This is a genomic window from Pseudidiomarina aquimaris (genome assembly GCF_003987395.1).
Classification (GTDB): domain Bacteria; phylum Pseudomonadota; class Gammaproteobacteria; order Enterobacterales; family Alteromonadaceae; genus Pseudidiomarina; species Pseudidiomarina aquimaris.
The window spans coordinates 476840-501340 of the sequence record NZ_PIPT01000001.1; the positions used below are offsets into that span (position 1 = coordinate 476840).

The window sequence follows — 24501 nt, forward strand, 5'->3', positions numbered from 1 at the left end:
TCACTTAAGTTGTCGTCGTCAGGCGTCCACGTTGATAATCGTTAATCGCCTGTTCAATCTCGGCCTGAGTATTCATCACGAAGGGCCCATATTGGGCAATGGGTTCGCCAATCGGTTCGGCCGCCAAGAGCAGCATGCCAGCCTCACCCTTCGAGCGCAACGTCAGTTCTGCAGCGGGCGCCAGACGCACCAGTTCACCGCGCTGTAATAAGCTATCATTGAGCTCAACTTCACCTTGATAAACATAGGCCAAGCGCGTTTGTTGCGAAACTTTACCTTGTTGCCATGCCGCGGCTTCGCTAAAACGCAGATCGTACATTTCGAACTGTTGCTCTTGCTGTTGAATCGGCCCTTGTTGGCCTTGATAGCTCCCCGCAACCACCCGTAGCGTGAGGCCGTCCAGTGCAACTTCAGGGATCTTATCAGCAGGATAATCGGCCCATTCTGCCGGGCTCATCTTATCTTTTGCGGGCAGATTCAACCACAATTGGAAGCCCCACATGAGGCCTTCTTCTTGTTTGGGCATTTCCGCGTGAATAATGCCACGTGCAGCCTTCATCCATTGCGCGCCGCCACTTTCCACCACGCCGGTGTTGCCCACTGAATCCTTGTGTTCCATACGTCCCGCGAGCATATAAGTTAACGTCACAAAGCCACGATGCGGATGCGGCGGAAAACCCGCGATATAGTCATTCGGATCGTCAGAACGAAACTCATCCAACATTAAAAACGGATCTTGGTAACGTAAGCTCGGTTGATTAATAATCCGCGTTAGTTTTACCCCAGCGCCGTCTTGCGCCGGCATGCCACGATGTCGCGTTAAAATAGCTTTCATAACACTTCTCCTCGCTGATGGGGCGCAGTGAAGTCAAGCGCCGGTCCTTTTGGCACAATCTGGGTCGGATTAATCATGGTGTGGCTGCCATAATAGTGCTTTTTAATATGATCCATTACCACGGTATCTGCGACGCCAGGCACTTGATATAAAGCCCGTACGTAGTCCCACAAAGCTGGGTAATCAACGATACGGCGCTGATTCGTTTTAAAGTGGCTATGGTAGACCGCATCAAATCGCACCAAGGTGGTGAACAAACGCCAGTCCGCCTCTGTTACTCGGTCGCCGGCAAGAAAACGTTGCTGTTGCAGCCGCTCCTCAAGCTTATCGAGCGTCCCAAACAACGCAGTAAAGGCTTCTTCATAAGCGTCTTGTTGCGTTGCAAAACCGCACTTATAAACGCCATTGTTGACGTTGTCATAGACTTCGTCATTCACGCTATCAATAACTTCATGAAGGTCGCTCGGATAAAAATCCAAGTGATTTCCCGTGAGATCATTGAAAGCGCTATTGAGCATCCGAATGATATCGGCTGACTCATTGCTGACAATCGTCTGTTTTTGTTTGTCCCAAAGCACCGGCACTGTCACGCGGCCACTGTAGTTTGGATCTGCTTTTAAATAAAGCTGATACAGAAAGTCAAAGCCGTAAAGCGGGTCATGCAACGCATGCTGTTTATCCGCCGCAAATTCCCAGCCGTTCTCCAACATCAACGGCTCAACCGCAGAGACGCTAATATGCTCCTCAAGCCCTTTCAGTTTACGAAAAATAAGCGTCCGATGCGCCCACGGGCAAGCATAGGACACATACAAGTGATAGCGCCCACTCTCGGCGGGAAATTCGGCGTCTGCCGCGTTGCTTAACCAATTGCGGAACTGCGCAGCACTGCGCTCAAAGCGCCCGCCATGTTTCTCGGTGTCGTACCATTTGTCCTGCCACTTGCCATCAACTAATAAACCCATGTTCACCTCTAAATTGTGAATGATGAGTGAAGTATAGGAGTTATCAAATCGGATGATTAGTGCTTTTTTACGGAGTTATTTTTCGATATTTTAGAATGGTTAGCGCGTCGCCAACTCAAGCGCGACCTTCGCGCTTACGGCATCGGCATCCCGCTGAAGGCGATGATGTAAGCTACGAAAACGTTCAATTAAGTGGCCATCATCGGCGGCAGCAAGTTGCTTTTCCAAGGCATTTGCTAAAGCCTCTGGCGTCACTTCATGCTGCACCAGTTCCGGCACCAGTTCGGTATCAGCGAGTAAATTCGGTAGACTGAAAAACTTCGCCTTAAACATGCGCTTAATCAGTTGGTAACTTAACCAGTTAAAGCGATAGGCGACCACCATCGGCCGTTTGATTAACATCGCTTCAAGTGTCACAGTCCCCGAAGTTAATAATAATGCATCTGCCGCAGCCATTGCGCTACGCGACTTGCCGTCTATCAAGGTTAAGGGGAGTTCTGGTGCAAGCTCACGCTGTAACGCACGAAATTGCTCGGCCCGTGCCGTGGAAATCATCGGGCTGATAAACTTTGCCTGCGGATGACGTTGATGAAATTCTTGCGCCGCAGCCAGGAACACCGGGCCAAGCCTTGCTATTTCGCCACTGCGACTCCCCGGCAGTAGGGCCACCGTAAAGTCGTCCGCTAGCCCAAGCTCAGCGCGCGCGTCGGCTTTAGGCCATTGCATCGGGATGGTGTCGGCAAGTGGATGACCGACAAACGTTGCAGGCAAACCGTGCTGGTCATAAAAACTTTTCTCAAAAGGCAGCAAACAGAGCACGTGATCGACACTGGCTTTGATGCCCTTAATTCGTCCTTGACGCCACGCCCACACACTAGGACTGACATAGTGCATGGTCGGAATACCCTGAGCCTTGAGACGCTTAGCAATCGGCAAATTGAAATCCGGTGCGTCAATCCCGATAAATACCGCCGGACGCTTGGCAAGAAGGGTTGTAATGATATGCTTTCGATGACGCAGTAAGGTTGGTAAGCGCCCTACTACTTCTGCAATACCCATGACCGCAAGATCTTCCATCGGCACTAGACTGGTTAGCCCCTCAGCAGCCATCAGCGGTCCGCCCACGCCAATAAACTCGACCTCGCCGTGTTGCTCACGCAAGGCACGCATCAAACCAGAGCCTAGCAGATCACCGGAGTGTTCACCTGCCAATAAAGCAACAGTCAAAGGCTTTGATGCATGCATAGTCGGTGCGTCGTTATTTAGTCAGGAGTTAGCGAATGATGCCGCGCGAGCTGTTCTGCACAAAGTGGATCAGTTCGTTAAGCTCAGGCGCCTGCCAGCTTTCCATCTCCGCCACAGCTTCATCTATGGTCAAACCTTTACGGTACAGAGTTTTGAAAGCGCGTTTGATATGCATGATGGCTTCTTTACTGAATCCGCGACGCTTCAAACCTTCACTATTAATCGTACGTGGCACCGCGTTATGCCCTTGCGCCATAATATAGGGAGGAATGTCTTGCACCACCACAGAATTCACTGCGGTGAACGCGTGGGCACCAATATGACAAAATTGATGCACGCCGGTAAAGCCACCAAGAATGGCCCAGTCGCCAACATACACATGGCCAGCCAAAGTGGTATTGTTCGCCAGAATGATGTTATCGCCGACCATGCAGTCATGCGCCACGTGCACGTAGGCCATCAACAGGTTATTGCTGCCAAGCTTGGTCAGCCCCTGATCTTGCACAGTGCCTCGATGAATCGTCACGCATTCACGGATGATATTGTTATCACCAATCTCCAGCCGCGTGGGCTCGCCATTGTATTTCTTATCTTGGCAATCCTCACCCACCGAAGCGAATTGGTAAATTTTATTGCCTTTGCCTAAGACCGTTGGGCCTTTAAGTACCACATGTGGGCCAATCCAACAGTCATCGCCAATCACTACATCAGGCCCTACAATACTGTAGGGGCCAATCTCGACGTTGTTACCGATAACTGCTTTATCATCAATGATCGCTGTAGGATGAATCACTTAAGTTTCTCTTCTTGCGCAAATGATATCGGCACTGCAGGCGAGTTCACCCGCGACTTCAGCACGCCCTTTAAACACCCAAATACCGCGGCGTTCTTTTTCAAAGCTAACATGCAAGTCAAGTTGATCGCCTGGTATAACTTGCCGCTTAAAGCGCGCATTATCAATGCCTGCGAACAAGTATAGGTCATTGCTGCCTGGCTTGCTTTCAGTGATTTTAAAACCTAGCAAACCCGCAGCCTGAGCGAGCGCTTCAAGAATTAAAACACCTGGAAAAATTGGGTTGCCTGGAAAGTGCCCATTGAATAGGTCTTCGTTCACACTGATGTTCTTAACAGCATGAATGTGTTTTTCAGCGTCACAACTCACCACTTTGTCGACCAATAAGAACGGGTAACGATGGGGCAATAAACGCATAATTTCATGAATGTTAAAGGCGGAGTCAGATGCTGACAAAATTTCATCTCCGTAGCTGATGCGGTCGCCAAATACGACCGCTGAGAAGCTTAATCGCTAAGTTTTTTCTCGATTTTCTTCACTCGTTGGAAGAGATCGTCAAGCTGGCGGTAACGGGCTCCATTACGTCGCCACTCTCGATGCGGTGCCGCTGGAATCCCTGACGCATAAACGCCCGGCTCACTGATCGCTTTAATCACCATCGAGAAACCACTGATCTGCACATCATCGCAGATTTCAATGTGACCGTTAATGGCCGTTGCGCCGCCGATGAGGCAGCGTTTACCGATACGGCAACTGCCCGCAAGTACAGTACAACCGGCAATGGCAGTATCTTCATCAATGAAAACATTATGTGCGATTTGACACTGATTATCGATGATACAACCACTGGAAATGACGGTGTCATCTAAGGCACCTCGATCAACGGTCGTATTGGCGCCGATCTCGACCCGGTCATGTATGACCACACGACCTAATTGTGGAATTTTAATCCACTTGCCTTGTTCATTGGCCCAACCAAAGCCATCAGCGCCAATGACCGCACCGCTGTGCAGCAAGCAATCCGCGCCAATAACGCAGTCATGATAGATCACGACCTGCTGCCATACCTTCGTATTTGCACCAATGCGGACGCCAGGTCCAATGTAACAACCTGCACCAATTTGCACGTTATCACCTAGCTCGACATTTTCGCTTATTACGGCCAAAGGACCAATTGCGACATTCTCGCCGAGCTGTGCCGACGATGCTACTTTCGCTGATGCATCAATTTCAGTTGCCGCTGCGGGTGTGGTGTCGAGTTGCTGCGCAACTTTAGCGAAACCGGCATACGGGTTCGGCGTAACCAACGCCGCCAAGCCTTCTGGTAATTCCACATTGGGCGCGACAATCACTGCACTCGCTTGGGTGCTATCCAACTGGGCGCGATATTTTTCGTTGGCTAAAAACGCAATTTGCCCCGACTGAGCCGAGGCAAGCGTTGCAACGCCAGTAATAGGTTGTTGCCCATCACCGACAACTTCGGCGTCAATGACTGACGCCAGTTGTTGCAATGTCATGGTTTGCATTCGACTTAGTTTCCACCTGTCATTTTTGCAACCACTTCGTCAGTCAAGTTCAGGCTTTCACCTGCATACAATACTGACTGGCTGTTAAGTACGAGATCAAAGCCTTCAGCTTGCGCAACTTGTTGTGCGATTTGGAAAACTTCACGCATTAGTTTGTTGCGTTCTTCATTACCACGACGCTCGTTGTCTTCTTGGAAGGCACGCGCTTTCATCTGGTATTGGGTTTCCAACATTTCCATTTCACGTTGTAAATCACGACGCTCTGATGGAGACATGATTTGCGCATCACGCTCAGCTTTCTCGCTTAACGCTTGCATATCGCTACGCATTTTCTCTAATTCGCTGATGCGGCCAGAAAACTCTTCTTGCAAACGGTTAGAAAGTTCCTGTACCTGTGGCAACTGTTGCAAGACAGTTTGCATGTCCACAAAACCAACTTTCTGTTGAGCTTCAGCTGCATTCGCAAACATTGAGGTAGCAAGCACTGCCGCTGCTACTGTGGTTTTCATTAATGCTTTCACGTAACTACTCCTGTTATTCATAAATTCGGGCACGACTATTGATTTTAGAATGTCGTACCAAAGTTGAAACTAAAGGTTTTCGCTCTATCACCCTCATAATCCTTGATCGGACGACCAAAGGCAAATGTCAGAGGTCCCATAGGCGATAGCCACTGCACTGCGATACCCGCCGAGGCGCGGTAAAGGTCAGGTGAACTGAAGTCTTCCAAACGATAGTTTAGGTTGCCCACCTGCTGCAGTTGACGGTATTCGTCATACTGGAACTCAGTATCCCATACACTACCTATATCTAAGTAAATGCTGGTACGAACTGTGTTTTTGTTTTCTTCTTTGATTAGTGGCGTCGGTACGATCAACTCGATACCAGCGGCATACATGGCGTTACCACCGACGGAGTACTGGCTTACAGCAACCGTATCAGCACCTGGCCCAACCGGTAAGTCCGTTGGTACGCCACCAAAGCCCGGAGGACCGAGGATGCTATCAGGATAGCGATACACCGCACGTGGACCAATGGTATTCGGTTCAAAACCACGCAGGTCATCATTCCCGCCGATACGGAAGTTCTCGTAGAACGGGAAGATATAGTCGTTGCCGTTGTCGTCGTTACCATAACCGTTACCATAACCTACATTTAAGCGGGTCAAGAGCACGAAGCTATGGTCGTCGGTAATTGGCCAGTAATGTTTAAAGTCATAGTTGACCCGGAAGTAACGAACATCACTTCCCGGAACCGTGATTTCTGCATTGACACGATTCATGGTACCCGCTGTAGGGAAGGTACCACGGTTAAGGGTTACCCGTGTCCAACCGGCTTCCAGAGATAGCATATCGAAGGCGACCCCTGAGTTCGGATCTTGGCTGTCAATGTAAGGCTGATAAAAGCGTTTCACCTGCTCATAGCCTTCAACATTGGTCACCTCTTCGCGTCGTAACATTGCACCGAAGTTAAAGCTACTCACTTCACTAATCGGGAAGCTGATGCTCGAGCCCACGCCAACACGCTTAGTGTTGTAGCGGATTAAGTTTTCTTGCTGACCAGCATCGAACTCGCTGAGGAATACTTGTCCGGAAAGGTTTACGCCATCCGTAGTAAAGTAGCGATCCATGTAAGACAAGCTCAAAGTACGATTGAAACGGTTGGTATTGATATTAATCGCCGCACGGTTACCCGTACCGAGGAAGTTGTCTTGCGATACCCCCACCCCGATCTGAAGCTTAGAGTAGTCGCCGTAACCCAACATAAAGTTGAATGAGCCAGACGGTTGTTCTTTGACCAAATACTCAATATCGACCAAATCGTTGCGACCGTTGACCCGTGTTGTCGAGTTCTCAACGGTTTCAAAGAAGCCAAGTCGTTCCAAACGAATTTTACCTTGCTCAACCGATTCATCGTTAAGCGGCGCGCCTTCAAATTGGCGCATTTCACGGCGTAAAACTTCGTCTTCAGTGACCGTGTTACCACGGAATTTAATGCGGTTCACATAAACACGCTTGCCCGGATTGATAGAGAACACCAAATCAACTTGGTTGTTTTCTTCATCAATTTCTGGAATCGCGCGGACTTCTGGATATGCGTAGCCGTAGCGTCCGTATAGCTTCGCAACGAGCTCTTCAATATAGGTAACCTGTGCAGCGCTGTACTGTCTGCCAGCATCAATACGGGTCAAACGCTCTACCACCTCACGTTGACCACGCAGGTCACCGATGACGCGAGTCTCGTTTACGGTAAAGATTTCACCTTCATTGATGTGAATCGAAATGTAAACGCCAGAGCGGTCAGGTGTCATACTCACCTGCACTGACTCAATTGCGAAAGTTAAATAACCACGATCTTTATAGAATGACTCTAAGGTCTCTAAGTCACCGCTTAATTGCTGCTTCTGATACGTGCGCGCACCAAGGAAGTTCCACCACGGCAACTTGTCTTTCAGTTCGAAGTTAGCTAGTAGTTCAGCGTCGCTGAATACCGAGTTGCCTACAATATTAATTTGCTGGATTTCGGCTGAATCACCCTCTTCGAAATCGATTTCGAGACGCACACGATTACGTGGCAAGCGGATAATATTGACCGCTACTTCGGCGTTATATTTACCGATAGAGTGATAGAAGTCTTCAAGCCCAGTTTCGATACTTGAGATGGTCGTTAAATCGAGTGGTTCGCCCTCGATAATTCCTTGATCGGTCAGGCTTTGCGTCAACTGTTCATCTTTGATGTCGTTGTTGCCTTCAAACTCGATCTCACTAATGGTAGGCCGTTCAGTGACTTCGAATATAAGTGTGTCGCCAACGCGGCGCACGACAATATTATTGAAGTGCGTAGAGGAGTACAGCGAGCGAATTGAAGTTTGAATATTTTCGCTATCGACCGAGTCGCCTACGCGGATCGGGATGTAGGTTAATGCGGCACCCAGTGCAACCCTTTGTAGGCCACGTACGCGAATATCTTCAACGACAAACTCTTCGGCACCATCGGCACCTGTCTCAGCGCTGTAGGCTGGTAGTGCTGCACTCGCCATGAGGGCACTTAAAAATAGCTTTTTCAACGTCATTCTGTGCTACTTATTTGTTTATTGTAAATTTAATCTCACTTGAACAGCCGCAATAGATCGTTGCTAATTGCGATTGCCATCAGTGCGAATATCAGTGCTCCACCTATCCGGTAGCTAATCTCCTGTACACGCTCTGATACCGCTTTTTTGCGCACTCCCTCGATACTGAGAAAGAGCAAATGCCCACCATCTAACATGGGCAATGGTAACAGATTAATGATGCCGAGATTAACACTGATGAGCGCGAGAAACCCTAAAAAGTAAACCAATCCATAGCTTGCTGAAACCCCAGCGCCCTCAGCTATTGCTACAGGCCCACTAAGGTTGGTCACCGAAACCGTGCCGGTGAGCAGCTTACCTATCATTTGTACGCTCAAAACCATTAGGTTCCACGTACGTTCTGTACCTTTAACGAGGCTATCGACTATACCGTATTGCTGGACGAATCGATAGGCCTCTGGGTAGCTATCTCGTGCCGGTTCTACGCCGAGATACCCATAAGTCTTACCCTCAAACTCTCGCTCTCCCATGGTCACCGGTAACTCGAGCTCTGCGCCATTGCGCAAAATGGTTAAAGAAACCTGCTCGGCCGGCGCGGCCATGATAGCGTCTCGTATTTGAGACCATTCTTCATAGAGAGTTCCATCGAGCGCCAAAATTTTGTCGCCGACTTGTAAACCTGCCTGCGCTGCGGGTGAATCTTCCTGCACATACGCCAATTCGGTATAAATTGCTGGCTGAAAAGGTTGGAAGCCGAGCGCACTAAAAGTTGGGATTTGTTCATCGCCCAGACGCCAGTTGCTGATATCGAGTTCGAAGGTACGCTCGCGTTGGCGCTCATCTCGGACCGTAAGCGTTGCCGTGTCATCACCTAATGCGGCGGCAAAACCCAGGTTAACCTGTTGCCAGTCCTCAGTACGGCGACCGTTGACGCTGATAATTTCACTGGGCGTGGGCAGTTCAACCTGAGCTGCAACTGAATTAGGCGTGACCGCCCCTACCACCGGTTTTACCGACGGCACACCAATAAGGAACATTCCCCACAGCACCACAATCGCTAACAGAAAGTTTGCCACTGGCCCAGCTGCGACAATAGCCGAGCGCTGCCAGACTGACTTACTATTGAAACTCAAGTGGCGTTCGTTTGGCGCTACCTCGTCGACCCGTTCATCGAGCATGCGTACGTAGCCACCTAGCGGGATTCGGCTGACCTGATAGCACGTGCCATCTTTACCTTGGCGTTGCCAAATCGCCTTACCGAAGCCGACAGAGAAAGTTAAGACCTTTACCCCACATTTACGAGCGACCCAGAAATGGCCAAACTCGTGAAAGGTAACCAGCACTCCCAAAGTGACGATAAAAGCGCCTAAGGACCATAAAATGTCTAGCATGAATAATTCTTCTCAATAAATTCTGATGCACTTGCGCGCGCTTGCTCATCAACAGACAAAACGGCAGCTAGAGAGTTCACATCTTGCGTTGCATAAGTTGTTTCGAGCTGTTTCAGCACTGCTGCACACACCTCCGCAATCGCTGTGAATGCAATGCGTCCATCGAGAAAATGCGCAACCGCAACTTCATTCGCCGCATTCAGCGCAGTGGTTGCCCACTGGCCTTGCCAACACGCTTTGATGGCAAGTTCAAGGCATGGGTAGCGCTCAGCTTCAGCAGCAGCAAAAGTGAGGTTTTGCAAGGCCATAAAATCGAGCGGCGCTACACCACTATCGATGCGCTCAGGAAAGCTCAAACAATGGGCAATCGGTGTACGCATATCCGGCCGCCCCATTTGCGCGAGGACGGAACCGTCAGCATAACTCACCATCGAATGAATCACGCTCTGCGGGTGCAAGACCACTTCAATTTGCTCGGCACTACAGTTAAATAACCAACGCGCCTCGATATACTCGAGGCCTTTATTCATCATCGTTGCCGAGTCGACAGAAATCTTTTGTCCCATGTCCCAGTTCGGATGGGCACAAGCCGCCGCTGGCGTTTGCGCTGCCAATTCAGCAAGCGGTAGCTCGCGAAACGGCCCGCCCGATCCGGTCAAAATAATTTTATTGATTCCGGCGGCAGCTAAGTCACAACGACCAAGCTGCTGAGCTTCATGGGGCAAGCATTGAAAAATGGCGTTATGTTCACTGTCGACCGGTAAAATCTGCGCCCCACTTGCCTGCGCGGCATCCATAAACAGTTGCCCAGACATGACCAGTGCTTCTTTATTAGCTAACAGCACGCGTTTGCCCGCCTCGACCGCTGCGAGTGTTGGTGCCAGGCCTGCACCGCCGACAATCGCAGCCATTACGGTGGTGTTGTTGGCGCTACCGGCGGCATCACTGAGCGCTGCCATGCCACTTCGTACTTCAATCGCAGCGCCGGCCTTATGCTTGCTAAGCTGCTGCTGTAGCGCCTGCGCTGCAGCAGCGTCAACCATGATCGCTTGTCGCGGTTGAAACTCAGTACAAAGCGCCAACATCTGCTCGACGTTGGTAGACGCAGTTAGGACGTCAATACAAAAGCGTTGTGGATGTTCTCTCACCACCGCCAGAGTGTTTAATCCAATCGAACCGGTGGCACCGAGAATACAAAGGCGCTGCTGAGTCATAGCAACAACCACACATAGGCTAAGGTGAAGACTGGGAGTGCCGCGGTTAAGCTATCAATGCGATCGAGTAAACCGCCATGCCCGGGCAACAATGCACCACTATCTTTCACGCCAGCACAGCGTTTAAACATACTCTCGGTGAGGTCGCCAAATACCGACACCACAACCGTCAATAAACCGGTAAAATAAAAGCCGCTGTATTGCGCGGCAGGCACTTGTACCCATTGCGCAACGACCATCATCACCACAAACGCCAAGGCGATTCCGCCCATCAGGCCTTCCATGGTCTTACCTGGACTCACGGCCGGCATTAGCTTATTGCGGCCATAACGTACGCCGGCAAAATATGCGCCAACGTCAGCAGCCCAAACTAAAAGCAGGATAAAGAGCAAAACAAAACCACCAAATAGCGGGTCTGTTGCATAATTGAGTGACCGTACCGCAAACATTCCCGCTGCTGCTGGCACCAAGGTTAGATAGCCAAAGACGCCAACAATTGAGCGCGTTCGTGACCATAGCCGCCGACTATTCGGGTAGTTCAGGACTAAAAGTGTGGCCAGTACCCACCAGACGGCCCCCGCGAGTAGTAGCCAAAAGTAGACAGGATGAAGCTCTTTCTGCTGCCAGATGTCGCTCACCGGAATGTACCACTGCAAGCCAATAAGAAGCACACCTACAGAGGCGGTGTACAGTGCCCGGCTAATACCGCGACGTAAGCCCATTATAGGCGACCATTCCCAGGCCGCACCCAACATGACCACAGTGATCACGGCGGCGAACCACTCCAGCGCCAAAGCAAAGACGCAATAAAGCGCCAAGGGCAGTAAAATAAGTGCTGTTATTAGACGTTGTTTTAACACGTTACTCCCCAGAAGTTACGTCAGTATCGAGGATCGCTTGTTGCACTTGTTCACTGGTGAGCCCATAGCGGCGCTCACGGCAACTAAAATCAGCAATCGCTTGAGCAAAAGCTTGATCATCAAAGTCTGGCCACAGAACATCGGCAAAATAAAACTCTGCGTAAGCCAGTTGCCACAACAAAAAGTTGCTAATTCGATGCTCGCCACCGGTTCGGATCAATAGGTCAGGTACCGGCTGATCAGCTAAGTTTAAGTGCGCAGCAAGCTTTTCCTCGTTAATATCAGAAGGGTTAAGCTTACCTTCTTGAACGCTTTTCGCCAACTGTTGCGCCGCTTGGGCAATATCCCAGCGTCCGCCATAATTTGCCGCGATATTGAGTGTCAATGAAGTGTTGTTCACGGTCAATGCTTCAGCTTCTTTAATGCGCTGCTGCAGCTTTGCCGAGAAGCCTTCAGTGTCACCGATAATTTTTAATTTCACATTATGTTTATGGAGCTTTTTTACTTCACGCTTCAGTACCGTGAAGAAAAGTTCCATAAGTACCGAAACCTCCTCTTCAGGACGTTTCCAATTTTCACTACTGAAGGCAAACAAGGTGAGCGATTGAATTCCTTTTTTGCGCGCGAAAGCCACGGCACGACGCACCGATTCGGCCCCAGCTTTGTGACCGAAGGTGCGATGCTTGCCACGTAGCTGTGCCCAACGCCCATTACCATCCATAATAATGGCGACATGTTTGGGTAATTTTAATTGTTCAACCGAAATACTATCCATGAACGCTGCCGTAAAATGAAAAACGCCGTGCGAGTGTAACCGAACACGGCGCTTAGAACCAATGACCTCAAGCGTAACCGCTTAAACTTCCATCAAGTCTTTTTCTTTTTCAGCCAAGGCTTCGTCAATCTTAGCAACGTAAGTATCCGTCAGCTTTTGGATTTCTTCAGCTGCGCGACGTTCTTCGTCTTCAGTGATTTCTTTTTCTTTCAATAGCTCTTTCAGATCGCTATTCGCGTCACGACGAATATTCCGCACCGCTACACGCCCCTGCTCGGCTTCCGCACGTACAATCTTGACCAGATCGCGACGACGTTCTTCCGTCAGTGGTGGCAATGGAATACGAATGACGGTACCTGCTGCGGCTGGATTCAAGCCCAAATCAGAAGTCATAATCGCTTTTTCGACCGCTTGGCTTGCAGATTTATCAAACACCGTTAACGCTAAGGTGCGTGAGTCTTCAGTGGTAATATTGGCAAGTTGTTTTAGCGGCGTGTCGACACCGTAATAATTGACCATGACACTGTCGAGCAGACTTGGGTGCGCACGACCTGTGCGTACTTTAGAAATTTGTGAGCGCAACGCGTCGACTGACTTTTCCATACGTTGCTTGGCATCTTGTTTGATTTCGTTGATCACAGTGCTTTCCCTTTATCAAATTCTTTAATTAAAGCTTCTCAAGCATTTCTTCGCTAGCAATTAAGGTACCTTCTTCAGTGCCCATAATCACCGAACGCAAAGCGCCTGGCTTGTTCATATTAAACACACGAATTGGTAATTTGTGGTCGCGTGCCAGCGTGAATGCGGCTAAGTCCATCACTTTGAGTTGCTGTTGCAGAACGTCATTATAACTTATTTGCGAGTAGAGTTGTGCATTTGGATCTTTGTTTGGATCTGCTGAATAGACGCCATCAACTTTGGTGCCCTTGAGTACGAGCTCTGCTTCAATCTCGATACCACGCAAGCAAGCGGCTGAATCTGTGGTAAAGAATGGATTACCTGTACCGGCACAGAAAATGACAACACGTCCCGATTTCAGCAAGCTGATCGCATCGGCCCAATTATAGCTGTCACACACGCCGTTGAGCTCAATCGCCGACATCAAACGTGCATTGACGAAGGCACGATGTAACGCATCGCGCATGGCGAGACCATTCATCACGGTGGCCAGCATGCCCATATGATCGCCAACGACACGATTCATACCCGCTTTAGCAAGGCCTTCACCACGAAATAGGTTGCCACCACCAATCACGAGGCCAACTTGCACGCCCAATTCGACCAATTCTTTAATTTCATGAGCCATGCGATCGAGCACTTTGGCATCAATACCAAACGGCTCATCGCCCATTAATGCTTCACCACTTAATTTCAATAAAATGCGCCGATAGGCTGGCTTGGTCATTGCGGTCATTGTGGGTGCTCCTTTGTTAGCATCATGTGCAGCATGAAGGGTAAAATTAACTTGTTTCACTTTACGCGAAAAAAAACCGCATCCCAACCGAGTGGGATGCGGTTTTTTAATTCTGACTGTACGTCGTCGTTCGCGACATTGGCATTAAGCCTTTTTCGCAGCAGCCATTTGTGCTTGTACTTCAGCAGCGAAATCTTCAGATTTCTTCTCGATACCTTCACCAACTTCGAAACGTACGAAAGTCAGTACATCAGCACTTTTCTGCTTCAGCAAATCACCAACTGTGATTGAAGGGTCTTTCACGAACGCTTGACCAGTTAAGCTGATCTCGCCAGTGAATTTACGCATACGACCTTCAACCATCTTCTCAGCGATTTCTTGTGGCTTACCACTTTGCATCGCGATATCAAGCTGGATTTGACGCTCACGGTCAACAACTTCCGCGTCAACGTCTTCAGGCTTAACGAACTGAGGAGCGCTTGCCGCAACATGCATTGCCAAGTCTTTCGCCAATTCTTCGTCACCACCAGTGATGGCAACCAAAACGCCGATACGACCGCCGTGCACGTATGCTTCAACCAAGTCGCCGCCTTCAACAGTGATCACACGACGCACGTTCATGTTTTCACCGATTTTAGCAACCAAAGTTTCACGTACTTCTTCAACAGTTCCACCGTCGATAGCAGTTGCTTTCAACTTCTCAACGTCGGTTTCTTTGTTGGCGAACGCTGCGTTGATAACTTTGTCGCCGAATGACAAGAAGTTCTCGTCACGTGCAACGAAGTCAGTTTCACAGTTCAACTCAACCAAAGTACCTACGTTGCCTTCAGTTTTCGTCAAAATCACGCCTTCGGCAGCTACACGACCAGCTTTCTTAGCTGCTTTCGCTTGACCGCTCTTACGCATGTTCTCGATTGCCGCTTCGATATCACCGTTGGTTTCTTCCAAAGCTTTTTTGCAATCCATCATGCCAGCGCCAGTGCGCTCGCGCAGTTCTTTTACCAGAGCTGCTGTAATAGCCATGTGTCAGTATCCTCTATTTGAGTATCTTATTCAGTTTCGTCTGCTGCAACGAAGTCGTCAGCGTTACCTTCAGCAGGTACTGCGCCACGTGCGTCGTTCACTGCTGCTGCAGCGGCATTCAAATACAACTGTACCGCACGGATTGCGTCGTCGTTACCAGGGATAACATAGTCAACGCCATCAGGGTTCGAGTTAGTATCAACGACTGAAATCACAGGGATGCCAAGGTTGTTTGCTTCTTTAATCGCGATGTGCTCGTGGTCAGCATCGATAACAAACAGAACGTCTGGCAAGCCAGCCATATCTTTGATACCGCCAAGGCTCTTCTCGAGCTTTTCCATTTCGCGAGTGTTTACCAGAGCTTCTTTCTTGGTCAACTTCTCGAAAGTACCGTCTTGGCTCATCGTCTCAAGCTCTTTCAAACGCTTGATTGACTGACGAACGGTCTTCCAGTTAGTCAACATACCACCCAACCAACGATGGTTTACATAAAACTGGTTACAGCTTACTGCAGCTTCTTTTACTGATTCTGCAGCGGCACGCTTGGTACCAACAAACAAGATTTTACCTTTGTTCGAAGCAACGTGCTGTAAGTAGTTCAACGCGTCGTTGAACATTGGCACGGTTTTTTCCAAGTTGATGATGTGGATTTTGTTACGAGCGCCGAAAATAAAAGGCTTCATTTTCGGGTTCCAGAAGCGGGTTTGGTGGCCGAAGTGCACACCAGCTTTCAGCATATCACGCATTGATACGTTTGCCATGATTCTCTTTCCTTTTTAAGGGGTTATGCCTCCATACATCCCATAGTTCGACCCTTAGCCTTTGGCTTCGAGCACCCCGACCTATGTGTCGATGTATGTGTGTGGTTTAGTTAATTAAAACGTTCTAGGAACGAATACAATCGAAATTGCGGGCGCTTTATACCACGAAAAGCGCCGCGCACGCAAGTTTTTACGGTGGTTTTTGACTTCCCCGCAGCGCGCCTAAATGCTATCCTTTGCGCCATTCAATGACCACGAACCTTGGGTTCTCAGAGTTCAAACCAAAGTCAAAATAGGAAGAGGCATGAGTATCAGCATTAAAACGCCTGATGAAATCGAAAAAATGCGTGCGGCCGGCAAATTAGCTGCCAGCGTATTAGAAATGATCGAGCCGCATATCAAGGCCGGTGTCACGACCGAAGAAATTGATAAAATTTGCCACGATTACATCATTGCGCACAATGCTTATCCAGCGCCGCTTAACTATCATGGCTTTCCGAAGTCTGTGTGTACTTCGCTCAACCACGTGGTTTGCCACGGAATTCCAAATGAGAAGCCGCTTAAAGATGGCGATATTCTTAACCTTGATGTCACGGTCAAATTAGATGGCTATCACGGTGATACCTCAAAGATGTTCGTGGTCGGTAAACCAAGCATCCTTGCCGAGCGTCTGATTCGGGTCACGCAAGAGTCGCTCTACAAAGCGATTAAAATGGTGCGCCCTGGTTTGCGTACCGGTGACTTTGCTGCGGTCATCCAACAACACGCCGAACAGCATGGCTACTCCATCGTCCGTGAATATTGTGGGCATGGCATTGGTGCGGTTTTCCACGAAGAGCCGCAAATATTGCATTATGGTACGCCTGGTACCGGTGATGTGCTTGAAGCAGGCATGTGTTTTACCATTGAGCCCATGGTGAACGCAGGCAAACGTCACACCAAACTATTGCGTGACGGCTGGACTGTTTTGACCAAAGATCGCAGCCTCAGCGCGCAATGGGAGCACACCCTTCTGGTGACCGAGACCGGCGTCGAAGTGCTGACTCTGCGCAGCGACGAAGACTTGCCGCGTGTCATTGAACACGCCCCAGGCGCTTAATGACCGGCTCAGTCGCTGAGATTACATGGCCCAGCCCGATTACCATCGCCGCTGGGCGCGACTGCCTCGCGCGTTATCAAGAATGGTCGGCGGAAGCTTTTGTCACTGCTGATATTGAAAGCTTACTGACCGACCGCGCAGCCTTTATCGATGACCTACTGCGACAACTTTGGCAACAGCTTGAGTTACCGCAACATGGGATGGCGCTAATAGCTGTGGGTGGCTATGGTCGCGGTACCTTGCATCCGCACTCCGATATTGACCTACTGTTTCTTTTTGCCGACACCCTGAAGCCAGACACTGAAGACCGCATTCGCCAATATATCCAGCTCCTCTGGGATCTCCGCCTAGATGTGGGGCACAGTGTACGCACCATCAGTGACTGCGCGCGTGAAGCGAAAGCAGATGCCAGCGTTGCCACAAGCCTCTTAGAACAGCGTTTTATTGTCGGTGACGCCGACCAAGAGCAGTTATTACGACAGTTCTTACATACTGAATTCCCGTGGAGCAGTGATCAGTTTTATCAAGCCAAATTAGCCGAGCAAAACGAACGTCATCAACACTATCATGGCACCGGCTACAACCTTGAGCCCAACATTAAAAGCAGCCCAGGTGGCCTGCGTGACATTCAAACCATTGGCTGGATCGCCAAGCGCCACTTCCATACGCAAAGCGATGAAAGCTTAGTCCAGTACAATTTCATCAGTGCCGCAGAACTGCTCGAATTACGTGAGCACCAAGAATTTCTGTGGCGTATTCGCTTTGCTTTGCATCTCGAAGCCGACAAGAAAGAAGATCGCTTGCTATTTGATTACCAGCCGGCTGTGGCTGCGCGGTTAGGTTATCGTGAAGTCGGTAAAGCCGCCGTCGAAGCCATGATGAAGGATTTCTTCAACGCCATGGTCGGTGTCAGCGAGCTAAACGATATGCTGCTGCAATTTTTTGCGCAGACGATTTTGAGTGATGCCAAAGACTTAAAGCGTTACCCGATTAACGATCAGTTCAAAGTCCTTGGCGAGAGCATCGCTGCCCAGCACGATGAAGTGTTTCACGAGCCACGCGCCCTACTCGACTTTTTCTTGGCGATCGCCGAGCACCCAGAAATCCGCTACGTTCGCGCACACACCATTCGGCTGCTGCGGAATGCTCGCCGCGATTTGACGCATCCGTTAAACGATATTCCTGAATGTCGTGAGTTGTTTATGCAGTTACTGCGTCATCCGCGCGGATGTGGACTCGCTTTCAAACTCATGCACAAGCATAAAATACTGGCGCACTATCTCCCCCAATGGGCCCAAATTGTCGGGCAAATGCAGTTTGACTTATTCCATGCCTACACGGTCGACGAGCATACCTATCGCTTGGTCCGTAACTTGTATCGCTATAACAGCCCGGAAGCAGAAGAAGAGTTCCCGCTCTGCGCCAAAATTATCGGCGACATGGACAAACCTGAACTGTTGTATCTCGCGGGTATCTTCCATGACATCGCCAAAGGCCGCGGCGGAGATCATTCCGAACTGGGTGAACATGATGCGCGTAACTTTGGTTTGCAACATGGTTTGGACGACGACGATACCGACCTCGTTGCTTGGCTCGTGCGCAAGCACCTTTACATGTCGGTCACCGCCCAAAAACGCGATATTCACGACCCCGAGGTGATTGAAGAATTTGCCACGCAAATGGGGACGCAACAACGTCTAGACTACCTTTACTGTTTGACCGTTGCTGACATTCGCGCCACCAATAGCAGTTTATGGAACAACTGGAAGGCGACGCTGCTAGAGAACCTGTATTTAGCCACACAACGCTACTTAGAACAGCAACAACCCTCACCTCAACGTGAGATGCGCCAACGCATTCATCAGCATCAACAGCACGCAATGGCGTTATTATTAAGCGCGGGCTTCGAAGTACAAGCAATCCAAGAGCTATGGTCGCGTTTTACCGCCGATTATTTTTTGCGCCACCAACCCGAACAAATCGCTTGGCATTCGCAATATATTATTAATGTCACCGACGATGATCTGTTACCGCTTATCTTGGTTGGCGATGAAAACCGCCAAGGGACCACTGAGCTGTTTATCTACCACCTTGAGCACGAGCACTTATTTGCCGAAGTGGCAGCGGTGCTGGATCATCAGAATTTAAGTATTCACGATGCGCAAATCTTGGCGACTCGCGATGGTTTCGTTATGGATACCTTTGTGGTTTTGCAAGAAGACGGCGAGCCATTGACCGATGCGCGGCGTATCGAGGCGTTGAAGCAAGAACTGCATGACGTGCTACGGGGTCGTACACCGGCACCTAATACGCAACGGCGCTTACCTCGTCGTTTGCGCAGTTTCCACGTGCAAACGAAAGTGGATTTTGTGCCTGCTAAAAACTCCCGGCGTACCGCCTTCGAGCTCACCGCATTGGATCGTCCCGGCTTGGTTGCACAAGTCGCAAAGGTTCTGCAAGCGCTCGACCTCAACATTTTGGCGGCGAAAATAACCACAGTTGGTGAACAAGCTGAGGATTTATTCATTGTCGCTACCGAGAGCAACACAGCGCTGGATGAGCAGCAACGCGCAGAGCTGCGTGAACAAATTATTGCCACCCTAGATCAATATTGAGGAATTCGCATGAATGAAGTAAAGGCCCGTATCGAAAGCGCCTTTGAGAATCGCAATGAACTTTCACCGAAGCAAGTACCGGCTCAACTACGCAAAGACTTAGAGTTGGTGATTGAGGGGATTGACCGCGGTGAACTGCGTGTCGCTGAACCCAAAGACGGCCAGTGGGTGGTCAATGAATGGGTCAAGAAAGCAGTACTCTTATCATTTCGCATCAACGATAACCACCTAATGAACGGTGGCGAGACGCGCTTTTTTGACAAGGTCGACAGTAAATTCATTGGTTATGACGACGCACGTTTCCGCGCCGAAGGCATGCGCGTTGTGCCCCCGGCGATGGTACGTAAAGGTGCGTTCATCGGCCGCAATGTCGTGCTCATGCCGTCGTATGTCAATATCGGCGCTTTCGTCGACGAGGGGACCATGGTGGATACGTGGGCAACGGTAGGCTCCTGCGCACAGATTGGTAAGAACGTGCATTTGTCGGGTGGTGTTGGGATTGGTGGCGTACTCGAGCCTCTGCAGGCAAACCCAACGATTATCGAAGATAACTGCTTTATCGGCGCCCGCTCAGAAATCGTCGAAGGCGTTATCGTTGAACGCGGTGCCGTTATTTCAATGGGTGTTTATATCGGACAAAGCACTCGTATCTATGATCGTGAAACCGGCGAGATTCATTATGGCCGCGTGCCTGCGGGTGCGGTTGTCGTGCCTGGCTCACTACCAAGTGAAGATGGTAAATACAGCCTTTATGCGGCAATCATCGTGAAAAAAGTGGATGAAAAAACGCGCGCAAAAGTCGGTATTAATGCCTTGTTACGCGCCGCTGACTAAACGTCTCTCTAAGGCTTCCGCGCTATTAAACGCTGCAAGGAATATCTCAGGCACAGGCAGTTGCAAGGCGACTGCCTGTTTTGTATGCGGATGCTGAAAACGCAATCCAGTTGCTGCTAACAATAAACGGTGACAGTCAAATTGCGCGCGAAAGAAAGCGTTGTGGCGCCCATCGCCGTGGTGCGTATCACCGACAATAGGATGGCGTAGATGCGCCATGTGGCGACGCAATTGATGTTTGCGCCCGGTCTGTGGTGACAGTTCCAACAAGGTATAGCGCGTCGTGGCGTGCTTCTTACTCACCGCATAAGGCAGCTCGACTTGCTGCAAACAGCGGTAGCCGGTCACCGCCGGCTGTGGCGCTTTGTCTTGATCGGCAAATTTGTCAGCGATTTTGTCGAGTTCTTCGCGTAACGGATAATCCAACACACCATCACCGAGATAACCACGCACCACCGCATGATAACGTTTAGCCACACGACGTTCAGTAAATTCTGTGGTTAGCGCGCGAGCAGTGTCGGCGTCTTTGGCGAACAGCAGTAAGCCTGAGGTAGGACGATCGAGTCGATGTGCAGGGAACACATGCTGACCAATTTGATCGCGCAATTTCTGCAGGGCAAATTCATGCGCATCTTTGGCCAACCAACTGCGATGTACCAATAAGCCACTCGGCTTATCTATGGCTATTAGACAATCGTCTTCATAGACGATAGTGAGATCAGACATCTTCCGCGAGAGGGTCCGCACCACTCAACAAGACATCAAATTCACGTAAAATACTGATCAGTCCTTCATGATTTTCCAGCTCATGGCGGTACACATGGGCCGCCATTGGGCTCACTGCAATATTTTGTGGCAGTGGATGTTCGCCATCAATCATATCCCACATACGCGGCAACATAATAAACTGTAACCACTGATGAAAGTCGAGTTTATCTACCGCAAACGGCTCGCTACTTTGTAATTCGTGCGCAGCTGGGCAATCTGCCTGCCATAAGCCTAAACAATTCAACTCTGCTTCAAGGCGCTCAAGTAAACGCGCGGCACGTTGTCGTTGGTCCATCACTACCTCCACGACCATTTAATCGTTATAATGGCGCACATCTTTCAGCAAAATGTCCTGTGATGCAAGTCTAATGAGCATTTCTATCCTCTCGCAATTGTTGCGCGAAAGCCAAAGCGACTACCTATGTTATGACCTTGGCCGCCGTGTGCAAGCTATCAATACCACAGAATTCAACGCCATAGAGCAACAACAAGCACCCTACCCCTATCCGGTTCAAGGGCATGCCTGTTTTGCTATGGTATTTTGGCCACAACTGAGTCGCAGCGAACGGGAACCCTTTTTGTGGTTTCTTAAGTTCCCGTTAGATGAACGGGGCTTATTGGAACAAGCGGCCGTGCAAGAATTCCTAACCTCAGTGATCACCCTGCTCGGTCAACAGGTAACGCATGCGTTAAGCGAAGAGCAGGAGCAACAACTGCAACAGAGCCCGTACCTGTTTACCCCCGCCGAGGAAAAGCGTGCTGCATTGCATGCGCAATTGGGCCTTCTTTGGCAACGGCAGCCGTCAGTTCATTTTGAATTTGCGCAAACCGCCCTCGCCAAACCTGAGCATTGGCAACATGTGGGTGTCCAAGGTTTACACGATGTTGCGGCGCGTTTGGATGACTTGCCGGAGACCCAACAGGTGTTAGCAGAGCAACTTGCCGACTACCCTGCCCCCCTGCGTCAAGCGACCGCCATCGCACTCGAGCATCAGTCATTGCCCACCCAGCTCAGTGATGCCCTAGCGGCCCAGATCCTCCAGCTAAATGCCGGTGAAGTAAGGGCCGATCTGCTGCGTAGCCTTGCCGGTAGCGTTACGAGCGAAGCGGTCGCCACAGCGGTGCGATATGTGCTGAAAGAGCCAAGCGTAGATGAGTGTGTGATTTGTTGCGCCCGTCTTTGGCAAGTATTCGATCCTCTGTGTACACCCCACGTGCAACTTGAGCAGCTCTTGCTCGCAATTGCTCAGCAAGATCCCAAGATTTTTGCGGCGTTAATCACCGACGTGTTGCGAATGCCGATGTTACGGCCGCATATTTTGGTCACCTTGCAACGCGACGATCTCCCTCAGCCGATCCGCCAAGCTTGGCAAACGTTCGTCAGTGGAGCCGCGCATGCTAAGTGATGCCCTTTTACTTATCGCCGTCGCTTTCATTGGCCTGCTCTTTTGGCAAGGGCGGCGGCAAGCTGAATTGGCGCGCGTGCATGCACAGCGCTACTGTCAGCAGTATCAGTTGCAGTTTCTCGATATTGCTTGGCAAGGCGGAAAGTTAAGTAAAGCAGGACGCCATTTTGGTTGGTTAAGTCGCTATCAATTCGCTTTTAGCAGTGATCGTGAGCATCGTTACGAGGGCGAAATAACGATGCTCAATTTGCGTTTGCAAAAGGTTGATACGCCGGTTTATCGTTTGCCGGAGGATTGAGATTTACCGGCGCCAACGACACGCGCCCAAAATTCACCGTACATGACCCAATCACCGAGTAATGAATACCAAGGATGCTTAAAGGTCGCAGGTTTATTATGCTCAAAGAAAAAGTGACCGATCCAAGCAAAACCATAACCCGCAACCGGAACCCATAAGAGCCAGAGCCATTGCTGGAAAACCACTGCAGCCGCAATGATCAGCAGCACTAGAGTGCTGCCGACATAGTGTGTGGCACGACAGCGCGGATCGCTGTGCTCGGCCAAATAGTACGGATAAAATTCGCGGAACGAATTGAAACGCTTAGCCATTGACCACCTCCGCCGCGGATGCCGGCGCAAAAAACAACTCGCCGCCGATGTCACCGATTTGTAAGTGTGTCACCGAGCGAAAACCGTGGGTGGCAAAAAGGCTCTTATGCTGCGGCTGCGTGATCAGTACTGCAATTCCCTCCGACTGCGGGGCATCTTCCAACGCTTGTTGCGCAGCACGGACTAACATATCGCCCCAGCCTTGCTGTTGATAACGCGGATTCACGGCAATAAAGGCCAGCATATGGTAATTGCCCAGACCTAACTCTTTACTGATAGCCGCTTGAATGATTTCTTCCTTTTCGACCAACTGTTTGGTGCTTACATAGCCTGCGGTCAGCAACATTTTTAACCGCCAGTGCCAATAACGCCCCGGACCAAAACTCTTGCCTGGCTCGGTTAAGCAAACCACACCGAGCAGACTGTCACCATCGAACAGGCCGATCATCGGTTGTTCAGCCTCCCAAAAGGCATGTAATTCTTCCCTAATCGCCGCCCGCAAACGCTTCTCATAGTCGGTTTTGTCCGCCTGAAACAGCGACATCAGCAATGCGTCATCGTGATAAGCTTGAAACAATAGCGATGCGGCATATTTGAGGTCTTCTGCAACGAGGTAGCGCAGTTCACCTTGGAGTTTTACGTCGGTAGCCGTTGTTGTTGTCATTGTTTGCACCCTAAATCCAAGTCGTATTCAATATAGTGTGCTTACAAATTAGCCTATTGCTGCTGGGTTTTCTACCACTCTTGGCGTAGATTCTGCTAAAAACTCTGCCAAACTTGCTGCCAAGGTTTCGTGTTGCGGCTTGCCCACAAATTCCAAGCCCACCGCACCGGTTGCGTTATCAAGGGTAATAAGTAGGTCTTCCGACTCTTCAGCTAAGCCCAAGAACAGTGTAATCGGCTGTTTCAGACGGCGCTTCATGAGCACATGACCGGCCTGATTGGCCAGCATACGCTCGGCATCTTCATGGCAATGCATGTGCAATAACCACAGCGGATGTTGCTGCCATAACACCGCGAGATCGGCGCTATACCAGCGCGAAAAATAAGCTTTAAAGTCCTCATGAAACGGCTCTTCGAGGGCATTCATCAAGTCAGTGAAGTCCACTGCTTCTGCTTGGCGCACCGGTTGCCAACGTACGGTGTCGTCGCTGCGTACAGCACCCAAGTATATCGGCGCCTGCCATTCGTCATTGGCTTCGGTAATAAGGGCGGTGTTGGCATCTTGATAAGCTTGTTGATAGCGCTGGATGAGGTCATCTAAAGCTGCGGTGATCGTCATGAATAGCTCTCACGTA

26 protein-coding genes are annotated in these 24501 nt (G+C 50.1%); 5 read left to right on the forward strand and 21 right to left on the reverse strand.

All coding sequences use genetic code 11. The features are described 5' to 3' along the window. Window positions 1–4: 4 nt before the first annotated feature. From CWE21_RS02335 to rpsB, 16 genes are all read right to left on the reverse strand, one after another. Window positions 5–835: a pirin family protein gene (locus CWE21_RS02335; RefSeq protein ID WP_126832761.1), complete on the reverse strand. Its 831-nt coding sequence runs from the start codon at window positions 833–835 to the stop codon at window positions 5–7. Next, on the reverse strand, window positions 832–1797 hold the full coding sequence (locus CWE21_RS02340) for a glutathione S-transferase family protein (protein WP_126832762.1): 966 nt from the start codon (window positions 1795–1797) through the stop codon (window positions 832–834). Before CWE21_RS02340 ends, CWE21_RS02335 begins: the two co-directional genes overlap by 4 nt. A gap of 99 nt (window positions 1798–1896) precedes the next feature. Continuing rightward, a complete protein-coding gene (lpxB, locus tag CWE21_RS02345) occupies window positions 1897–3042 on the reverse strand; it encodes a lipid-A-disaccharide synthase (RefSeq protein WP_126832764.1) in 1146 nt (381 codons plus the stop codon). Window positions 3043–3070: 28 nt separating this feature from the next. Next, window positions 3071–3835, reverse strand: coding sequence for an acyl-ACP--UDP-N-acetylglucosamine O-acyltransferase (lpxA, locus tag CWE21_RS02350; protein ID WP_126832766.1), 765 nt, complete (start codon window positions 3833–3835; stop codon window positions 3071–3073). Then, window positions 3836–4291 (reverse strand): 3-hydroxyacyl-ACP dehydratase FabZ, encoded by a 456-nt coding sequence (fabZ, locus tag CWE21_RS02355; protein ID WP_126832768.1) that lies wholly within the window; start codon window positions 4289–4291, stop codon window positions 3836–3838. Window positions 4292–4341: 50 nt separating this feature from the next. Continuing rightward, the gene (gene lpxD / locus CWE21_RS02360) at window positions 4342–5361 is read right to left on the reverse strand and encodes a UDP-3-O-(3-hydroxymyristoyl)glucosamine N-acyltransferase (protein ID WP_126832770.1); all 1020 of its coding nucleotides are present in this window, start codon (window positions 5359–5361) and stop codon (window positions 4342–4344) included. A gap of 5 nt (window positions 5362–5366) precedes the next feature. After that, window positions 5367–5882, reverse strand: a complete 516-nt coding sequence (locus tag CWE21_RS02365; RefSeq protein WP_157982719.1) for an OmpH/Skp family outer membrane protein — start codon at window positions 5880–5882, stop codon at window positions 5367–5369. Between the two features lie 44 nt (window positions 5883–5926). Beyond that, on the reverse strand, window positions 5927–8434 hold the full coding sequence (bamA, locus tag CWE21_RS02370; RefSeq protein WP_126832774.1) for an outer membrane protein assembly factor BamA: 2508 nt from the start codon (window positions 8432–8434) through the stop codon (window positions 5927–5929). 35 nt (window positions 8435–8469) lie between these two features. Continuing rightward, on the reverse strand, window positions 8470–9825 hold the full coding sequence (gene rseP / locus CWE21_RS02375; protein WP_126832775.1) for a sigma E protease regulator RseP: 1356 nt from the start codon (window positions 9823–9825) through the stop codon (window positions 8470–8472). Next, window positions 9819–11039, reverse strand: a complete 1221-nt coding sequence (ispC, locus tag CWE21_RS02380) for a 1-deoxy-D-xylulose-5-phosphate reductoisomerase (protein WP_126832777.1) — start codon at window positions 11037–11039, stop codon at window positions 9819–9821. Before ispC ends, rseP begins: the two co-directional genes overlap by 7 nt. After that, window positions 11036–11899 (reverse strand): phosphatidate cytidylyltransferase, encoded by an 864-nt coding sequence (locus CWE21_RS02385; RefSeq protein ID WP_126832779.1) that lies wholly within the window; start codon window positions 11897–11899, stop codon window positions 11036–11038. The genes ispC and CWE21_RS02385 overlap by 4 nt, the downstream gene beginning before the upstream one ends. A 1-nt stretch (window position 11900) precedes the next feature. Beyond that, window positions 11901–12674, reverse strand: a complete 774-nt coding sequence (gene uppS / locus CWE21_RS02390) for a polyprenyl diphosphate synthase (RefSeq protein ID WP_126832781.1) — start codon at window positions 12672–12674, stop codon at window positions 11901–11903. An 81-nt stretch (window positions 12675–12755) separates the two neighbouring features. Beyond that, the gene (gene frr, locus CWE21_RS02395; protein WP_417682750.1) at window positions 12756–13277 is read right to left on the reverse strand and encodes a ribosome recycling factor; all 522 of its coding nucleotides are present in this window, start codon (window positions 13275–13277) and stop codon (window positions 12756–12758) included. A gap of 64 nt (window positions 13278–13341) precedes the next feature. Further along, window positions 13342–14088 (reverse strand): UMP kinase, encoded by a 747-nt coding sequence (gene pyrH / locus CWE21_RS02400; RefSeq protein WP_126832785.1) that lies wholly within the window; start codon window positions 14086–14088, stop codon window positions 13342–13344. Between the two features lie 144 nt (window positions 14089–14232). Next, window positions 14233–15111, reverse strand: coding sequence for a translation elongation factor Ts (gene tsf, locus CWE21_RS02405; protein WP_126832787.1), 879 nt, complete (start codon window positions 15109–15111; stop codon window positions 14233–14235). Window positions 15112–15137: 26 nt separating this feature from the next. After that, a complete protein-coding gene (rpsB, locus tag CWE21_RS02410; protein ID WP_126770581.1) occupies window positions 15138–15872 on the reverse strand; it encodes a 30S ribosomal protein S2 in 735 nt (244 codons plus the stop codon). 304 nt (window positions 15873–16176) lie between these two features. Between rpsB and map the strand changes: the two genes are divergently transcribed. From map to dapD, 3 genes are read left to right on the forward strand one after another with little or no spacing between them, the layout of a single operon-like run. Next, on the forward strand, window positions 16177–16971 hold the full coding sequence (gene map / locus CWE21_RS02415) for a type I methionyl aminopeptidase (protein ID WP_126832789.1): 795 nt from the start codon (window positions 16177–16179) through the stop codon (window positions 16969–16971). Continuing rightward, complete coding sequence (glnD, locus tag CWE21_RS02420; protein ID WP_126832791.1) at window positions 16971–19586, forward strand: [protein-PII] uridylyltransferase; 2616 nt, start codon at window positions 16971–16973, stop codon at window positions 19584–19586. Before map ends, glnD begins: the two co-directional genes overlap by 1 nt. Window positions 19587–19595: 9 nt before the next feature. Then, the gene (dapD, locus tag CWE21_RS02425) at window positions 19596–20420 is read left to right on the forward strand and encodes a 2,3,4,5-tetrahydropyridine-2,6-dicarboxylate N-succinyltransferase (protein WP_126832793.1); all 825 of its coding nucleotides are present in this window, start codon (window positions 19596–19598) and stop codon (window positions 20418–20420) included. Here the strand turns inward: dapD and truC are convergent. Further along, a complete protein-coding gene (truC, locus tag CWE21_RS02430; RefSeq protein ID WP_126832795.1) occupies window positions 20403–21146 on the reverse strand; it encodes a tRNA pseudouridine(65) synthase TruC in 744 nt (247 codons plus the stop codon). The two genes, dapD and truC, sit on opposite strands and share 18 nt — an antisense overlap. After that, window positions 21139–21483 carry a YqcC family protein gene (locus CWE21_RS02435; protein WP_126832797.1) on the reverse strand — a complete coding sequence of 115 codons (345 nt, stop codon included), beginning with the start codon at window positions 21481–21483 and terminating at the stop codon, window positions 21139–21141. The genes truC and CWE21_RS02435 overlap by 8 nt, the downstream gene beginning before the upstream one ends. A gap of 73 nt (window positions 21484–21556) precedes the next feature. Between CWE21_RS02435 and CWE21_RS02440 the strand changes: the two genes are divergently transcribed. Beyond that, the gene (locus CWE21_RS02440; RefSeq protein ID WP_157982720.1) at window positions 21557–22594 is read left to right on the forward strand and encodes a DUF3549 family protein; all 1038 of its coding nucleotides are present in this window, start codon (window positions 21557–21559) and stop codon (window positions 22592–22594) included. After that, complete coding sequence (locus CWE21_RS02445) at window positions 22584–22892, forward strand: DUF3301 domain-containing protein (RefSeq protein WP_126832801.1); 309 nt, start codon at window positions 22584–22586, stop codon at window positions 22890–22892. The genes CWE21_RS02440 and CWE21_RS02445 overlap by 11 nt, the downstream gene beginning before the upstream one ends. Here CWE21_RS02445 and CWE21_RS02450 read toward each other — a convergent pair. Genes CWE21_RS02450 through syd form a run of 3 tightly spaced genes read right to left on the reverse strand, consistent with a single transcriptional unit; the run spans window position 22871 to window position 24485 of the window. Then, window positions 22871–23203, reverse strand: a complete 333-nt coding sequence (locus tag CWE21_RS02450; protein WP_126832803.1) for an Mpo1-like protein — start codon at window positions 23201–23203, stop codon at window positions 22871–22873. The genes CWE21_RS02445 and CWE21_RS02450 overlap by 22 nt on opposite strands. Continuing rightward, window positions 23196–23867 carry a GNAT family N-acetyltransferase gene (locus CWE21_RS02455; protein WP_126832805.1) on the reverse strand — a complete coding sequence of 224 codons (672 nt, stop codon included), beginning with the start codon at window positions 23865–23867 and terminating at the stop codon, window positions 23196–23198. The genes CWE21_RS02450 and CWE21_RS02455 overlap by 8 nt, the downstream gene beginning before the upstream one ends. A 48-nt stretch (window positions 23868–23915) precedes the next feature. Next, a complete protein-coding gene (gene syd / locus CWE21_RS02460) occupies window positions 23916–24485 on the reverse strand; it encodes a SecY-interacting protein (RefSeq protein ID WP_126832807.1) in 570 nt (189 codons plus the stop codon). Between the last annotated feature and the right edge of the window lie 16 nt (window positions 24486–24501).

Coding starts and splice junctions, on each gene's coding strand:
- uppS (WP_126832781.1), bottom strand. CDS start 12,674: ATGGATAGTATTTCGGTTGAACAATTAAAATTACCCAAACATGTCGCC.
- CWE21_RS02335 (WP_126832761.1), bottom strand. CDS start 835: ATGAAAGCTATTTTAACGCGACATCGTGGCATGCCGGCGCAAGACGGC.
- pyrH (WP_126832785.1), bottom strand. CDS start 14,088: ATGACCGCAATGACCAAGCCAGCCTATCGGCGCATTTTATTGAAATTA.
- frr (WP_417682750.1), bottom strand. CDS start 13,277: ATGGAAAAGTCAGTCGACGCGTTGCGCTCACAAATTTCTAAAGTACGC.
- rpsB (WP_126770581.1), bottom strand. CDS start 15,872: ATGGCAAACGTATCAATGCGTGATATGCTGAAAGCTGGTGTGCACTTC.
- glnD (WP_126832791.1), top strand. CDS start 16,971: ATGACCGGCTCAGTCGCTGAGATTACATGGCCCAGCCCGATTACCATC.
- rseP (WP_126832775.1), bottom strand. CDS start 9,825: ATGCTAGACATTTTATGGTCCTTAGGCGCTTTTATCGTCACTTTGGGA.
- CWE21_RS02435 (WP_126832797.1), bottom strand. CDS start 21,483: ATGGACCAACGACAACGTGCCGCGCGTTTACTTGAGCGCCTTGAAGCA.
- lpxB (WP_126832764.1), bottom strand. CDS start 3,042: ATGCATGCATCAAAGCCTTTGACTGTTGCTTTATTGGCAGGTGAACAC.
- tsf (WP_126832787.1), bottom strand. CDS start 15,111: ATGGCTATTACAGCAGCTCTGGTAAAAGAACTGCGCGAGCGCACTGGC.
- CWE21_RS02440 (WP_157982720.1), top strand. CDS start 21,557: ATGAGCATTTCTATCCTCTCGCAATTGTTGCGCGAAAGCCAAAGCGAC.
- ispC (WP_126832777.1), bottom strand. CDS start 11,039: ATGACTCAGCAGCGCCTTTGTATTCTCGGTGCCACCGGTTCGATTGGA.
- dapD (WP_126832793.1), top strand. CDS start 19,596: ATGAATGAAGTAAAGGCCCGTATCGAAAGCGCCTTTGAGAATCGCAAT.
- bamA (WP_126832774.1), bottom strand. CDS start 8,434: ATGACGTTGAAAAAGCTATTTTTAAGTGCCCTCATGGCGAGTGCAGCA.
- CWE21_RS02340 (WP_126832762.1), bottom strand. CDS start 1,797: ATGGGTTTATTAGTTGATGGCAAGTGGCAGGACAAATGGTACGACACC.
- CWE21_RS02450 (WP_126832803.1), bottom strand. CDS start 23,203: ATGGCTAAGCGTTTCAATTCGTTCCGCGAATTTTATCCGTACTATTTG.
- CWE21_RS02445 (WP_126832801.1), top strand. CDS start 22,584: ATGCTAAGTGATGCCCTTTTACTTATCGCCGTCGCTTTCATTGGCCTG.
- truC (WP_126832795.1), bottom strand. CDS start 21,146: ATGTCTGATCTCACTATCGTCTATGAAGACGATTGTCTAATAGCCATA.
- map (WP_126832789.1), top strand. CDS start 16,177: ATGAGTATCAGCATTAAAACGCCTGATGAAATCGAAAAAATGCGTGCG.
- lpxD (WP_126832770.1), bottom strand. CDS start 5,361: ATGCAAACCATGACATTGCAACAACTGGCGTCAGTCATTGACGCCGAA.
- CWE21_RS02455 (WP_126832805.1), bottom strand. CDS start 23,867: ATGACAACAACAACGGCTACCGACGTAAAACTCCAAGGTGAACTGCGC.
- syd (WP_126832807.1), bottom strand. CDS start 24,485: ATGACGATCACCGCAGCTTTAGATGACCTCATCCAGCGCTATCAACAA.